15 protein-coding genes and 1 pseudogene are annotated in these 13,816 nt (G+C 50.6%); 14 read left to right on the top strand and 2 right to left on the bottom strand.

Annotation, left to right across the window (positions count from 1 at the left end; translation table 11 throughout):
* Window positions 1–56: 56 nt before the first annotated feature.
* Window positions 57–953 (bottom strand): LysR family transcriptional regulator, encoded by an 897-nt coding sequence (locus ABFZ83_RS08210; protein ID WP_411816063.1) that lies wholly within the window; start codon window positions 951–953, stop codon window positions 57–59.
* Window positions 954–1,057: 104 nt separating this feature from the next.
* Between ABFZ83_RS08210 and ABFZ83_RS08205 the strand changes: the two genes are divergently transcribed.
* From ABFZ83_RS08205 to ABFZ83_RS08140, 14 genes and pseudogenes are all read left to right on the top strand, one after another.
* Entirely contained in the window at window positions 1,058–1,693 is a 636-nt protein-coding gene (locus tag ABFZ83_RS08205; RefSeq protein ID WP_411816062.1) for a class I SAM-dependent methyltransferase, read from the top strand.
* A gap of 142 nt (window positions 1,694–1,835) precedes the next feature.
* On the top strand, window positions 1,836–3,290 hold the full coding sequence (locus ABFZ83_RS08200; protein WP_411816061.1) for an amidohydrolase family protein: 1,455 nt from the start codon (window positions 1,836–1,838) through the stop codon (window positions 3,288–3,290).
* A gap of 108 nt (window positions 3,291–3,398) precedes the next feature.
* The gene (locus tag ABFZ83_RS08195; protein ID WP_411816060.1) at window positions 3,399–5,123 is read left to right on the top strand and encodes an alpha/beta fold hydrolase; all 1,725 of its coding nucleotides are present in this window, start codon (window positions 3,399–3,401) and stop codon (window positions 5,121–5,123) included.
* 98 nt (window positions 5,124–5,221) lie between these two features.
* The gene (locus ABFZ83_RS08190; RefSeq protein ID WP_411816059.1) at window positions 5,222–5,770 is read left to right on the top strand and encodes a hypothetical protein; all 549 of its coding nucleotides are present in this window, start codon (window positions 5,222–5,224) and stop codon (window positions 5,768–5,770) included.
* 144 nt (window positions 5,771–5,914) lie between these two features.
* Window positions 5,915–6,310: an NADH-quinone oxidoreductase subunit A gene (ndhC, locus tag ABFZ83_RS08185; RefSeq protein ID WP_411816058.1), complete on the top strand. Its 396-nt coding sequence runs from the start codon at window positions 5,915–5,917 to the stop codon at window positions 6,308–6,310.
* Entirely contained in the window at window positions 6,301–6,888 is a 588-nt protein-coding gene (locus ABFZ83_RS08180) for a NuoB/complex I 20 kDa subunit family protein (RefSeq protein WP_411816057.1), read from the top strand. Before ndhC ends, ABFZ83_RS08180 begins: the two co-directional genes overlap by 10 nt.
* 6 nt (window positions 6,889–6,894) lie before the next feature.
* The gene (locus tag ABFZ83_RS08175) at window positions 6,895–7,509 is read left to right on the top strand and encodes an NADH-quinone oxidoreductase subunit C (protein WP_411816056.1); all 615 of its coding nucleotides are present in this window, start codon (window positions 6,895–6,897) and stop codon (window positions 7,507–7,509) included.
* A gap of 17 nt (window positions 7,510–7,526) precedes the next feature.
* On the top strand, window positions 7,527–8,732 hold the full coding sequence (locus ABFZ83_RS08170; RefSeq protein ID WP_411818816.1) for an NADH-quinone oxidoreductase subunit D: 1,206 nt from the start codon (window positions 7,527–7,529) through the stop codon (window positions 8,730–8,732).
* Between the two features lie 76 nt (window positions 8,733–8,808).
* Window positions 8,809–9,075: a hypothetical protein gene (locus ABFZ83_RS08165; protein WP_411816055.1), complete on the top strand. Its 267-nt coding sequence runs from the start codon at window positions 8,809–8,811 to the stop codon at window positions 9,073–9,075.
* Between the two features lie 133 nt (window positions 9,076–9,208).
* Complete coding sequence (gene nuoE, locus ABFZ83_RS08160; protein ID WP_411816054.1) at window positions 9,209–9,889, top strand: NADH-quinone oxidoreductase subunit NuoE; 681 nt, start codon at window positions 9,209–9,211, stop codon at window positions 9,887–9,889.
* A gap of 6 nt (window positions 9,890–9,895) precedes the next feature.
* Window positions 9,896–10,138, top strand: coding sequence for a hypothetical protein (locus tag ABFZ83_RS08155; RefSeq protein ID WP_411816053.1), 243 nt, complete (start codon window positions 9,896–9,898; stop codon window positions 10,136–10,138).
* A gap of 17 nt (window positions 10,139–10,155) precedes the next feature.
* Window positions 10,156–11,463 carry an NADH-quinone oxidoreductase subunit NuoF gene (gene nuoF / locus ABFZ83_RS08150; protein ID WP_411816052.1) on the top strand — a complete coding sequence of 436 codons (1,308 nt, stop codon included), beginning with the start codon at window positions 10,156–10,158 and terminating at the stop codon, window positions 11,461–11,463.
* A complete protein-coding gene (locus ABFZ83_RS08145) occupies window positions 11,460–12,017 on the top strand; it encodes an N-acetyltransferase family protein (protein WP_411816051.1) in 558 nt (185 codons plus the stop codon). The genes nuoF and ABFZ83_RS08145 overlap by 4 nt, the downstream gene beginning before the upstream one ends.
* A gap of 293 nt (window positions 12,018–12,310) precedes the next feature.
* Window positions 12,311–12,622, top strand: a pseudogene (locus tag ABFZ83_RS08140) (HU family DNA-binding protein); the annotation flags it as partial.
* 58 nt (window positions 12,623–12,680) lie between these two features.
* Here the strand turns inward: ABFZ83_RS08140 and ABFZ83_RS08135 are convergent.
* A complete protein-coding gene (locus ABFZ83_RS08135; RefSeq protein ID WP_411816050.1) occupies window positions 12,681–13,763 on the bottom strand; it encodes an acyltransferase family protein in 1,083 nt (360 codons plus the stop codon).
* Between the last annotated feature and the right edge of the window lie 53 nt (window positions 13,764–13,816).

The following is a 13,816-nucleotide window of genomic DNA, read 5'->3' as shown; positions in this document are numbered from 1 at the left end:
TCGCGGTATTGACGCTAACGGATCATTAGGATGGAAAACTTGACTAGGATCAAAGACTAATAGTCGGCAGTATTTAGTCGTTCCGCCAGAATATCGAAGACTAGCCGGATTCGACGACTAGTATGGAGTTCTCGATGTGTTGCCAACCAGACTGGCACCGTGATTGGCTCTAGGTCCGGTAAGACGCATTCAAGCTCGGGAAATTTCACTGCTTCTTCGCGCAAAAGTATGCCGATACCAAGTCCTCGACGGATCATCTCGATTATTGCCGTGCCGCTTTCGGTATTGATCGGAAAGTTTTTACGGGTCAAATGAATGCCGCGTTCCGCATAGGCAGGGATCAACTGCTCTGGATATTCAAACCCGATAAAATCGGCATCTAATATATCATTGATAGTCTGGGGATTACCCTTTTTATCCAGGTATTCAGTAGACGCATATAAATGCGCGGTCGTCTCGCGAACGAGTTTTGCAATTAGCTCTGGTTGGGTGGGGCGGCCATGCCGGATCGCTATGTCGGCTTCTCGACGGGTCAGGTCTCGTACGGCATTCGACGTCGTTATGTTGATCTCAATTTCCGGGTATATTGCTCTGATTTCTGCGACGATGGCCGGTAGATGAAATGTAGCCATGTTGTTGGTCGTTGAAATCTTCACCGCGCCCTTGATGGATTGTGATTGTCCGGAGGCGGTTAGTGAAACACGACTTGCGGCATCGAACATTGCTCTCACATGATCGAGCAATTCTAGTCCGGCCTCGGTGAGGACCATGTTGCGGGTTCCACGCTCAAACAGCGTAACGCCGAGATTGTGTTCCAATGCGCTGACTTGGCGGCTCAACGTTGGTTGAGTGACCCCGAGCGCTCTGGCGGCGGCGGATAATGAACCCTCCTCGGCTGTCGCGAGAAAGGCGCGTGCCTGGTTCCAATCGAACGATACTGCCTGCCAGTTCATATAAAAACGTATAGCAGTTCAAGGAATTTAGGCAATATGCGTATGGTGCGTCCGTCTGTATATGAGGCTTCATATGTTTAACCGTTTTCGAGGGGGAGCCTATTATGGCGGTTGCGCGGAAGACGAATGAAGGGTTTTGGGATCGAATTGCCGCCAAATATGCGCGCCAGCCAATCGCCGATCAGGCCGCTTATGAGCACAAGCTAGAAGTCACGCAGCAATACCTGACGGCTGACACCAAATTGTTCGAGTTCGGCTGCGGTACTGGTTCGACGGCTATTATTCACGCAACTAAAGTCGCGCATATTGTAGCTATAGATGTTTCCGAAAACATGCTGGCGATCGCACGCGAAAAAGCGCTTGATGCAAATATCGATAACATCGAGTTTATCCGATCAAGAATTGAAGAGTACGACGCACAACCCGGCAGCTTCGACGTTGTTTTGGGAATGTCGATTATTCATCTTTTGCCGGATCGTCAGGCCGCTTTGACGAAGATACACTCGCTATTGGCACCTAACGGCGCATTTATTTCGAGCACCGCATGTCTCAAAGATTCGACGGGCTTTTTACGACCGTTTCTATGGATTGGCCGGCAAATCGGAAAGCTTCCTTACGTAAGCTTTTTTTCGAAGGACGAGTTTCTCGATGAATTGCGCGACGCGGGATTTGTAATTGAATATGAATGGCAACCGGGCAAAAGCAAAGGGCTTTTTGTCGTTGCGCGGAAACCTTCATAAGGTCTTCGTGCATATAATATCGATTAAAAACCGAACATGGCGCTGAGGTGTTTAGGTAGCATTTCTTTCGAAACATGATTTCAAGTTATGAACGTTTGAATTTTTGGCCCGAATAAATTACCGTTATGAAGGCGGGGGTATTATGAAATATCAATCAAATCGAATATTCGATGACGCGTTAAAGGCGAGCATAATATCAGTATGCTCATTGATTGCCGTTGTGGCGTGCAGCAATAAAAACGATATGTTCGTCGCCGGTGAGGCTACGACCGTGTTTGAAAATGTGCGGATAGTTCACTTTTACGACGATATTCCAAATATACAGACCGGCATGTCTATCGTCGTAGATGGAAGCAAGATTGTTTCCGTGGGGGCGCGCGATAAAGTAATAGCAGAGAAAGCCGCAAACATAATTGATGCAGGCGGTATGACCGTGATTCCAGGGCTTACAGATATGCATGTTCATATCTGGGATGAGGCCGAATTAGCTAGCTATTTATCCTACGGCATCACCACCGTCCGAAATGCGTCTGGGATGCCGTTTCATCTGATTCTGAAAGAGCAAATCGATGCCGGTGAAAAAGTTGGACCAAGATTATTGACGACCGGTCCAATTTTGAACAGCGATGGTCCGAATGTACAATTAAATCATCAAATCGTTGAGACAAGCGAAGACGCGATAAAAGCCGTTCGTGGTCAGTATGAGACCGGGTACCGCGACCTGAAAGTATATTCTAACCTAAAACGTAAAGCTTATGACGCGATTAGATCCGAAGCCTCTGCGTTGGGGATGACGATCATGGGGCATACACCAGAAGGTGTGCGGACAGAGGGCATGCCCGCCGAAAAGCCTTTTGATATTCCTTTTGAGGATATTCTGGATGATGGATTCACCACAATCGAACATGTTGAATCTATTGTTTGGCATGCGTTGCGCGACCGCCATGATGAAGAAGCTGCGCGCGCTGTTGCGATAAAAATTGCAGATGCCGGTGTCGCAGTAACCCCGACATTGGTGGCTCATTATAACCTTTATCGTGCAGCAAAAGAAAAAGATAATTTCATCAATCGTGCGGGAACGGAATTATTGAATCCCTTCATCAGAGAAACTGAATATGACGTCGTAGAGTTTTGGCGTTCACAATCGCCAAAATCTGTCGGTGATAATGCAATATTCTATCAGCGCATGACCGACATTCTGAACGAGGAAGATGTTTTGCTTGTTGCAGGCTCTGATGCGGGGATATTTCTGAACATACCCGGCGAGTCTCTCATTGACGAATTGAATTTATTAGTCGATGCGGGCCTAACGCCGTTTGAGGCATTGCAGACGGCGACATTCAATGTTGCGAAAGTATTGAGAGAAGAAGATCGGCGCGGACGCATCGCGACCGGATATAAGGCTGATCTCGCGCTTTATGATTGTGATCCTCTTGCCGATATTGATTGCCTCAAAGAACCATCGGGCGTGATGCGTAATGGCATCTGGTATGACGAAGGTGATCTCATTGCTTTGCGTGAGGCTGGCAAAAACCCTTCTTATGATCGCACACAACATAATGCGATGGCCGGGCTTGCCGCGCAATCCTTGCAGTAAAAGGTTGGCGGCTGCAGTTTAGCTTTGGTAGCTGTTGGCAATTGGGGAAATCGATAGTACCTCTCGCATTGGGGCGAATATTGCACAGCCGAAATTTGCGAGGGGGAAGTGGGGAGTAATCAAACGGATACGCCGTCGCCGCAGCAACTGCTCGATACGATTAATGCGATCTATGAAGTTGCTTTGACGCCGGATCACTATGAAGCTTTTGCCGAGCAATGGGACGCTTATATTGCTCAGGTTGATCCGATTGCGGACGATGGCGTTGATCTGCACGAACATTTCGAAAAAGCTCTGACAATACTTGACCGGCTGCACACAGTATTTTTGGACGAGCCAGATGCGCAGCTTTTGGTCGATTCTGAAATAGGGCCGGCTGCTTTAATCGAAGCATCTGGCGATATCATTGCATGTAATATCGGTTGGCGAAACGGAATCGCACAGACGTCATCCACCTTGTGGGATATATGTTCGGAACTGGATGATCGTGAGCGATTGCGGTCAGTTGTCATGTCGCTTCATGATATCGCCGAACCCCGAACGGGTTTTATTCAACTTACTTTGTGCGAAGGCTCAACGACCGGCGTTGCGATACGTCGTTTGTTCTCACCCCATGGGGAAGCGCCATCGCGATATCTCGTACGGATGACGCGAACTCTCTGGTCCGATGATATTGGGCGCTTGATCGCCGCAGAGTTTAAGCTTACTGATGCCGAGCTAGCATTGCTCCGGCGCATGACGATAGGTGATCGTTTTTCCGATGTTGCTGATGAAACTAATCGTTCAGTAGAAACATTAAAAACGCAGGCGCGTTCTATCTACCGGAAAATGCTTGCCTCCAGTCGCGAAGACGCGGTCAGAATAGCATTGCAGTTTCATCTCGTGTTTGTCGGTCGCTCACCAAAAACCAGTGCGCCAAACGTCGGGGCAGGTCAGGGGATGGTCACCTTGCCAGACGGATCGCGATTGGGGTGGACCCAAAAAGGCGCGGCGGACGGAACGGCGATTTTATTTCTGCACGGAATGGCCGTCGGGCACGGTTTTACAAAACGATTCACCGATGAATTGGCCAATCATAATCTAAAGGCGATTTGCATTGATCGTCCGGGATATGGTCGTTCGGATCCGTATCGCGATTGGCGTAAAAGCGTCGAACACTGGTCGTCTATGGTCCCGGCTCTTCTTGATGCGCTTGATCTAAAAAAGGTGACGGTTGTTACTCATACAACAGGCGTTCTTTACGGTTGCGTCGCTGCGGCGAATTTTCCGGACCGGATAAATGGGGTTTGTGCGCTGGCGGGGGGCGTGCCGATCAGTGATCTGTCGATGTTGGCGGATTATCCGACACAGGTGCGGATTATGTCTCGCACCGCGCATATGTCGCCAACCGCGCTGCGGTTTTTTCTCGGATCGTCGACCGTATTTTATCGAAGTGAAAAAGGTCGCCGCAGAATTATAGAGCGCGCCTATGGGCATTCATTATCGGATACAAAAGCCATTGCGACGACAGAAATTCGTCAGTTGTTGATCGAAGGGCTGGATATGATTGCGCATAATGGTTTTGATGGATTTGTTGGCGACGGATTACGTATTTTTGGGGACTGGTCGGAATTCGTCGACCGCATGCGAGTGCCCTTGCATTATGTCATCGGCGAGGAAGACACGGTATGTCCGCTGATTTGGGCACAGAGCTTCGCCCAGAAATACAAACATACGCAGGTTACGCCGATTGCGGGAGCAGGGCAGCTTTTGCACCATACGCAACCAGAGCTCGTTGCCGAAATAATCGCAGACTTCGTAGAAAGTACGACGCATAAACAATTAGAAAGCTAGGGGTGAGCCTTCATTTACGCGGGTTTCATGTTTTATCCCGTTGCAGAGATCAAGAAACGGCGCGAAACTGCACATAAATGTCGAAGGGGACAGGCATCATGGCGAAACGATTTATCATTGGAATTTGCGCGGCACTTCTGGGCGCTTGTGGCAGTGACAGCGGACAGGGTACGACCGCCGAAAGTCAGGCCTCGGTCAGTCTGAAGCCCGTGGTGACGCGTGATGTGGACCCGATAAACGGTCGCAACCTATTCGTCTCTAAAGGATGCGTTCTTTGTCATTCGACAAATGGCGTGGGCGGGAAGGCGGCACCGGCGCTTGACGCGGAGATTGGAGCCCCTCCAGTTGATCCGCTAGATTTCGCGGCGCGCATGTGGCTCGGCGCACCAGCCATGATCGAGCTTCAGTCGATCGAATTGGGCTATACAATCTACCTTACAGCCGATGAAATTGCCGATCTTGCCGCATTTGCCGCTGATCGTGATGCCCAGAAAGGGCTTACACCGGATAGCCTGCCCGACAATATTCGTGATGGCCTGCTTGATGAGCGATTCTGGGAACTGGAAGATTGGGACCAGTTTTTGCGCGATGGGCAGGAGGGAGAATTCCCCAATAGCGACGAAATTGACGCACAAGACCCCCAATAGGCGGCTATTTAAGCGAAATCCCTGCGGTTTTCGGCCTCATCGGGTCGGATTCGCGTTGCGTTTGCGGGCGCACCTTTCTAGGTTCCGGCCAGAATTGCGGCCCCGCATTGATTTGGGGCCTAATGCCTATTGAGGAGACCGACCGTGGCGACAGCCGATTTTCTGCTCGATTATCTGCCGATCATCGTATTTTTGGGAATTGCGGTGGCACTGGCAGTGGGATTCGTTCTCGCGCCGTCCATCATCGCGCCAAATGACCCAGACCCGGAAAAGGTCTCTATTTATGAATGCGGCTTTAATGCGTTTGATGATGCACGCATGAAATTCGACGTTCAGTTCTATATCGTTGCTATTCTCTTTATTATCGTCGACCTCGATGTGGCGTTTCTGTTCCCTTGGGCGGTTGCAATGTTCAACCCCGAGCTAGGCACGGATCGCGGATTTCAGATTTTCGCCTTCTGGTCGATGTTCGTATTCATCGCGGTATTCGCCGTTGGTTTTCTTTACGAGTGGAAAAAAGGTGCTCTCGAATGGCGCTAGACGCTTCGAAACTCCCAAATGCTTCTGCCCTTCCATACGGGACGGGCGCGCGCGCTGGTTCGCCGGGTTACAACCCGTCTGCGAAAGATCCGTTCTTTGGTGAATTGTCTGACCAACTGGCTGATCGCGGCTTCTTTACAGCTCCGGCGGATGGCCTGATTAACTGGGCGCGTACCGGTTCGCTGATGTGGATGACCTTCGGCCTTGCTTGTTGCGCGGTTGAAATGATGCAGGCGTCCATGCCCCGCTATGATGTTGAGCGCTTTGGTTTTGCGCCGCGCGCTTCCCCACGTCAGTCTGATGTGATGATCGTCGCGGGAACTTTGACCAACAAAATGGCACCGGCGCTTCGCAAGGTTTACGATCAGATGCCAAACCCACGCTATGTGATTTCGATGGGATCATGTGCGAATGGGGGCGGTTATTATCACTATTCTTATGCCGTGGTTCGCGGCTGTGACCGTGTTGTGCCAGTTGATATTTACGTCCCGGGCTGCCCGCCAACTGCTGAAGCGTTGGTCTATGGCATCTTGCAACTTCAAAAGAAAATCCGCCGTGAAGGCTCGATTGTCCGCTAGGTTTTTATGAGCGAAGAACTTCAGGAACTAGGCTCCCATATTGCCGCTGCTATCGACGCGGATATCCGTGGCTGGCGGGTTGAATATGGCGAATTGTCCATTGATGTGCGCGCCGATCGCATCGTGCAGGTAATGCAATTCCTGCGCGATGATCCGCTGGCAAAATTCCTCGTGATGATTGACCTTACGGGCGTTGATTATCCGGGCCGGGCGAAGCGTTTTGACGTGGTGTATCACCTCTTGTCGATGCACAATAACACTCGCATTCGCGTTAAGGCGCAGGTTGCTGAGGATGAAACAATTCAAACGATTACAGATGTCTACCCCTGTGCGGATTGGTTCGAACGCGAAGCCTTTGATATGTACGGCATTGTGTTCTCTGGCCACCCGGATTTGCGCCGTATCCTGACCGATTATGGTTTCGAGGGATATCCATTGCGCAAGGACTTCCCGTTAACTGGCCATGTTGAGGTTCGTTACGATGACGAGCAAAAGCGCGTCATTTATGAACCCGTAAAGCTCGTTCAGGAATATCGGAATTTTGATTACCTCTCACCTTGGGAAGGCGCGAAATACGTGCTGCCCGGTGACGAAAAGGCTGAAGAAGAGAAAGGCGCATAAGCGTGGCTGACGGACATATCAATCCCGAAGATTCGACATCTGACGCTTCTTCCGAGCGTAATTTCACGATCAATTTTGGCCCGCAGCACCCGGCCGCCCACGGTGTTTTGCGCTTGGTGCTCGAACTTGATGGCGAGATCGTTGAGCGCGTTGATCCGCATATCGGGCTATTGCATCGCGGCACAGAAAAGCTGATCGAGCATAAGACCTATCTTCAGGCGATCCCATATTTTGACCGGCTTGATTATGTTGCACCGATGAATCAAGAGCACGCGTTCTGCCTTGCGGCAGAGAAGCTCTTGGGGCTCGAAGTGCCAAAACGCGCGCAGCATATTCGCGTCTTGTTTTCGGAAATTGGCCGCATTCTTTCACACCTTCTCAATATCACCACTCAGGCGATGGATGTTGGTGCGCTAACGCCGCCGCTCTGGGGTTTTGAAGAGCGTGAAAAACTGATGGTGTTCTATGAACGCGCCTCCGGTTCTCGTATGCATGCCGCGTATTTCCGGGTAGGGGGCGTTCACCAAGATCTGCCAGAAGACCTTATCAACGATATTGACGGCTGGTGTGATCAATTCCCGCAAAAGCTCGCAGATATCGAAACGCTGCTTACTGACAACCGCATCTTCAAACAGCGCAACGTGGATATTGGCGTTGTTACCAAGGATGAAGCCTTGGCGTGGGGTTTTTCCGGCGTGCTCGTTCGCGGTTCGGGAATTCAATGGGATTTGCGCCGTGCGCAACCATATGAATCCTATGATGAATATGAGTTCCAAATTCCGCTCGGCAAAAATGGCGATTGCTATGATCGTTATCTGTGCCGCGTCGAAGAGATGATCCAGTCTGTACACATCATGAAGCAGGCCGTCGCAAAACTACGCGAAACGCCTGGACCTGTGATGTCAACAGACGGCAAGGTTACCCCGCCACGTCGAGCCAAAATGAAAGGTTCGATGGAGGCATTGATCCACCACTTTAAACTTTACACTGAGGGTTTCCATGTCCCTGCGGGCGAAGTCTACGCAGCGGTAGAAGCACCAAAAGGTGAGTTTGGTGTTTATCTCGTTTCCGATGGGTCGAACAAACCCTACCGTTGCAAAATCCGTGCGCCTGGCTATCCACACCTTCAGGCGATGGATTGGATCAATCGCGGTCACATGTTGTCCGACGTCTCTGCCGTCCTCGGATCGCTTGATATCGTGTTTGGCGAGATCGACCGGTAGGAATCATAAGTGCTTGACGCTAGCTTAGGGTGTGCGCCTATTGCGCCGCTAGCGGAGCGGCGTTAAAAGCCGCGCCATGAAAGTCCCATCAGTCACCTGTGGTACCCACGGCAAACAGCCGCAGACCTTTGTCTGCGTTCACATCATCGAATCATTACGCGATGGCGAACCTAAAGGATTCTGGTGGAGCCGGGGCGAAGACGGCGTCTGGGATGCCGTTTGTACCGACTGCAACAACCTCTCACAGGAGGCGTTTGAGGCTCTGGGGCCCGATAATATTGGGGTAATTTGCCTTGGTTGCTTCGAAGATGCGGCGGCAATTAACGAAATTGAGCTCGAATAGAGCCAAAAGCGCGTTAATTGCGGCATCTCACCCCTTCCGTTTCGCGCCCAATCCGGTATGTCTGCGATCCAAGATTCACGCTAGTCTGGGAAACGCCTGAAAGCCTGGACGACATCAGCGACGAGGAGAGACCATGGCGAGCCGACGCCCCGCGAAAGACCAGCCCGCGTCCTTTGAATGGACGCCCGAAAATTCGGAATGGTGCGCAGAACAGATCAAGAAATATCCCGAAGGCCGGGCGGCCTCTTGCGTGATCCCGTTTTTGTGGCGTGGCCAAAAGCAAGAAGGGTGGATTTCCATCCCGATGATGGAAGCAATCGCCCGTCAACTCGACATGCCCTATATCCGTGTCTACGAGGTTGCGAGCTTCTATACGATGTTCAATCTCGCGCCGGTTGGGGAATATTTCGTCCAGCTTTGCGGCACCACGCCGTGCATGTTGCGCGGTGCGCAGGAGCTTCGTGAGACCTGCAAGAAAGTGATCGGGCCAGAGAATCAAGTTTCCGAAGACGGTAAGTTGTCCTGGCTCGAAGTCGAATGTCTGGGCGCATGTGCAAATGCGCCGATGATCCAGATATCGACGAATGATGGTGATCATTATTACGAAGATCTGACGCCGGAAATTCTCGAAGAAATGCTCGGCAAATTGCGCCGCGGTGAAGAAGTGAAAATCGGAACACAAAACCCCGGTCGTCACACATCAGATCCGGAAGGGGACAATACGTCTTTGACCGATCCATCACTCTATGACGGATCGCGCGCAGAGCCGCTAAAGGAAATTCCGAATGCCGCTCCGCCGGCACCGGCTGAGTAAAAAACGATGACCTCGATCGAAGAGCAAAAACGGCAAGAAGCAGTGAAGGCATTGATTAACATTGCCATGCTGGAAGGTGTCGTTTTGTTGGCGGTGGTCGGGGGTTATTTTTATACGAACAATTTCGTCCATTTGATCGGCGGGATCGTCGGGTCGACACTAATATTCGGTCCGATGTTCGTAAGGTGGTTTAACGAACACGGTAAAGCCCTAAAGGCGAAGCCGAATAGCGATGTAAAATCGGACTGAGCGACAAGGTTTGAACAATGCTCGAAGATAAAGACCGGATATTCACTAACCTTTATGGCCGCCATGACTGGCGGCTTGAAGAAGCGAAAAAGCGCGGTGCCTGGAATGGTACAGCCGACCTGATGGCGATGGGGCCGGAATGGCTGATCCAGCAGGTAAAAGATTCCGGTCTGCGTGGTCGGGGCGGAGCGGGTTTCCCGACTGGTCTTAAATGGTCGTTCATGCCGAAAGAGGTTAAAGACCGTCCGCATTATCTTGTCGTAAACGCCGACGAGTCAGAGCCGGGTACGTGTAAAGACCGTGAGATGATGCGTCATGATCCGCATCTTTTCATCGAAGGTTGCTTGATCGCGTCGTTCGCTATGCAGGCGCATGCTTGCTACATTTATGTTCGCGGCGAATATGTCGATGAGCGTAACAATCTTCAGGCGGCAATCGATGAAGCCTATGCGGCCGGCCTCGTAGGCAAGAACGCCGCCGGATCAGGTTGGGACTTTGATATTTATGTCCACCATGGCGCGGGTGCCTATATTTGCGGTGAAGAAACAGCGCTTCTTGAAAGCCTCGAAGGCAAGAAAGGCCAGCCGCGCCTCAAGCCGCCATTCCCAGCTGGGGCAGGGCTGTATGGTTGCCCAACGACCGTGAACAATGTCGAATCAATTGCGGTCGTTCCGACGATTTTGCGACGCGGTGCAGACTGGTTCCGCTCATTCGGGCGCGAAAACAATCACGGGACAAAAGTCTTTTGCATTTCCGGCCACGTCAACAAGCCGTGCAATGTCGAAGAAGCCATGTCGATACCGCTCAAGACATTGCTCAATACACATTGCGGCGGTGTTCGCGGTGGTTGGGATAATTTGAAAGCAGTAATCCCGGGCGGTTCCTCAGTGCCGCTTTTGCCGCGCGATATCTGCGACGACGTTTTAATGGACTTTGATGCGCTTCGTGATGTGCGTTCCGGTCTTGGTACCGCTGGCGTAATCGTCATGGACAATTCGACCGATATTGTGCGCGCAATCGCGCGTATCAGCTATTTCTATAAGCATGAGAGCTGTGGCCAGTGTACCCCTTGCCGCGAAGGCACGGGATGGATGTGGCGCGTTCTTGAGCGTATGGCGGTCGGTAAATCCACAACCGAAGAAATCGACAAGCTTCTTGAAGTGTCGACCCAAATCGAAGGTCATACTATTTGCGCGCTCGGCGATGCGGCTGCGTGGCCTGTTCAGGGTCTCATTCGCCATTTCCGTCATGAAATCGAAGAGCGTATCAACACTTATCGTAGCGACCGCGGTCATGTTTCGATGGCGGGCGTCGCTGCGGAGTGAGCGCCGACGCAATAGTCGAGTGGGAACGCGACGGCGTTAGAATTCGTCGTGCTGTTCCTGCCGACCTATCTGCGCTCAAAGACCTCGGTACCAAAACCTTTATGGACACCTTCGGCGGATTGTACGATCCGAAGGACCTTGATGCCTATCTGAGCGAAGGGCATTCGCGCGAATATTACGATGAATTGTTGTCCGATGACGAGTGTGCGGTCTGGGTTGCTGACGGCAATAATGGTCGTCTTTGCGGTTATTGCGCGGCGGGGCCGTGTGGACTGCCGGTTGACAATATGCCTTTAAATTCAGGGGAGTTATATCGCCTTTATCTGGATGCTGCGCAGCACGGCACTGGCCTTAGTCGCGCCTTTATGGACATCGTAATTGCATGGCTCGAAACGCGTTTTGAGCATCTTTATGTTGGCGTTTATTCCGAAAATCCTCGCGCGCAAAAGCTCTATCAACGTTATGGTTTTGAGAAGGTTCAAGACTACATTTTTATGGTTGGCGAGCATCCCGATCCGGAATGGATTATGAAGCGCGGGCATCTCAAAACTTAAAAAACTGCGATTTTATAGGCGTAAACGCACTTTTATGTTTCTCTAAATATACCGAATCACGCGCATTAATGCTTGTGTTGCAGGCAATTGCGTGATTCTGTCTGCATTCAGCTACTACTGATTAAAGGAATAACGACATGGCCGTTAAACGGAAAACCACTAAAAAGGCCCCAGCAAAGAAAGCTCCTGTCCGTAAGACGGCAGCGAAAAAAGCTACGGCCCGCAAAGCTCCAGCAAAGAAAAAAGCTGCGAAGAAGACTGCTGCGAAAAAGGCACCAGCGCGTAAAGCACCTGCTAAGAAGAAAGCAACGAAGAAAGCATTGCCAGAAGTGCTTACCCTTAAGCACCTCGCGGCTGAGCTTTCTGAAACGCATGAGTTGTCTAAAAAACAAACAGAAGAAATCCTTGCTGATTTCATCGATCGGATGGGCGGCTACCTCAAAAAAGGTAAGAAGCTTCGCATCTCTGGTCTCGGTATCCTCGTTGTGCGTCACCGCGCAGCGCGTATGGGCCGCAACCCAGCAACTGGCGAATCTATCAAGATCAAAGCTTCCAAGAAAGTTGCTTTCCGTCCTGCAAAAGACCTTAAAGAACGCGTTCTTTAAGCGCAGGATTTTATTCGTACAGAAACGCCCGGTTTGCGCATCGCAGCCGGGCGTTTTTTTATTTCCGAAACTTTTTACGCCAGTTCAAAAAGCGCTTTTCATATAGGTAATAACTGCCTGCGGCGACGAGTGTTGTGAGGGCGAGTGATAGGGGAAACTGTAACCAGTTTTGCGATAGCCCAACCTTATCAATCAGCACCCGTACAATATGAATGCACCACATATGATAAAGATACATGCCGTAACTAATTGCGCCAATGAGAGCGATCGGCCGCCATTCAAGTGTTCTTGTCAATTCGCTCTGGGGTTGAATAACAATTGCCGCAATCCACGCAGTCATGCCCAGATGCATAGCTAAGCGAAATAGGCCCGATATATCGCTGGCAGGGATGTTCATCAAAGCAATCAAAAACCCAAGCGTCGCGATTGGCGCATATTTAAAGCCGACAGTGCGCCTAACCCATTCATAATATTTCGGGTTATCGAGAATGTGCGCGAGCGCAACACCAAAAAGAATTGGTGTGAATGTTGATTCTAGAATTTCTTTTTCATGCGCGCCGGGACCAAAAATATTTTGAATAGTCGTGTCGAAAATGCCGAAATTAATTAGCTGATTGATGAAGATTGCAAAAATCCAAAATCCCAGTCGAAAAAAAGGAGCCGCAAAAGATTCGATCAATGGCCAGACGAGATAAAACTGTTCTTCCGTCGACAGCGACCAGGTGATCCCCATATTGTTCGTGCCGGGATTATACCAGTTGGATAAATATAACGCGTATATATGGAACCCTTCGATGAAGCGTTGGGCATTTGGATCGTTCGGTTTTAACAGCATGTAAGCCGCTAATAACGAAAACAACAAAAGGTAGTAGGCCGGCATCAATCTGAGAAATCGGCGAGCCCAGAAATTACGAAGTGAAATTGCTCCGCTTTTGGCCTTTTCGCGAATGAGCAATGTCGCAATTAGAAATCCACTAAGGACAAAAAATAAATCAACGCCTGCGAAACCGCGTGACATGATCGGAAGGAAATCCGCTCTTACGCAATGGTGCCAAACAACGGCGATAATCGCGATCGCTCGAACGCCATCTAGGCCCGGGAAATAGGATCGTGCGAGGTAAGCGTCGTGGTTTGTTGTCATTAAATGTACCGCAGGCTTATTTCTTTTGTGCCTGATCGTGCTCTAGTTTGGTT

The sequence above is a fragment of the Hyphococcus formosus genome, assembly GCF_046736345.1.
GTDB classification, from domain to species: Bacteria; Pseudomonadota; Alphaproteobacteria; order Caulobacterales; family Parvularculaceae; genus Hyphococcus; species Hyphococcus formosus.
Note: the sequence above shows the minus strand (reverse complement) of the source record. Positions and strands in the feature narration are given on the sequence as shown.

What these genes read in the sequence shown, in the direction of transcription:
- ABFZ83_RS08155 (WP_411816053.1), top strand. Translation starts at nt 9,896, where the DNA reads ATGACCTCGATCGAAGAGCAAAAACGGCAAGAAGCAGTGAAGGCATTG.
- nuoE (WP_411816054.1), top strand. Translation starts at nt 9,209, where the DNA reads ATGGCGAGCCGACGCCCCGCGAAAGACCAGCCCGCGTCCTTTGAATGG.
- ABFZ83_RS08190 (WP_411816059.1), top strand. Translation starts at nt 5,222, where the DNA reads ATGGCGAAACGATTTATCATTGGAATTTGCGCGGCACTTCTGGGCGCT.
- ABFZ83_RS08205 (WP_411816062.1), top strand. Translation starts at nt 1,058, where the DNA reads ATGGCGGTTGCGCGGAAGACGAATGAAGGGTTTTGGGATCGAATTGCC.
- ABFZ83_RS08210 (WP_411816063.1), bottom strand. Translation starts at nt 953, where the DNA reads ATGAACTGGCAGGCAGTATCGTTCGATTGGAACCAGGCACGCGCCTTT.
- ABFZ83_RS08175 (WP_411816056.1), top strand. Translation starts at nt 6,895, where the DNA reads ATGAGCGAAGAACTTCAGGAACTAGGCTCCCATATTGCCGCTGCTATC.
- ABFZ83_RS08200 (WP_411816061.1), top strand. Translation starts at nt 1,836, where the DNA reads ATGAAATATCAATCAAATCGAATATTCGATGACGCGTTAAAGGCGAGC.
- ABFZ83_RS08180 (WP_411816057.1), top strand. Translation starts at nt 6,301, where the DNA reads ATGGCGCTAGACGCTTCGAAACTCCCAAATGCTTCTGCCCTTCCATAC.
- nuoF (WP_411816052.1), top strand. Translation starts at nt 10,156, where the DNA reads ATGCTCGAAGATAAAGACCGGATATTCACTAACCTTTATGGCCGCCAT.
- ABFZ83_RS08135 (WP_411816050.1), bottom strand. Translation starts at nt 13,763, where the DNA reads ATGACAACAAACCACGACGCTTACCTCGCACGATCCTATTTCCCGGGC.
- ABFZ83_RS08165 (WP_411816055.1), top strand. Translation starts at nt 8,809, where the DNA reads ATGAAAGTCCCATCAGTCACCTGTGGTACCCACGGCAAACAGCCGCAG.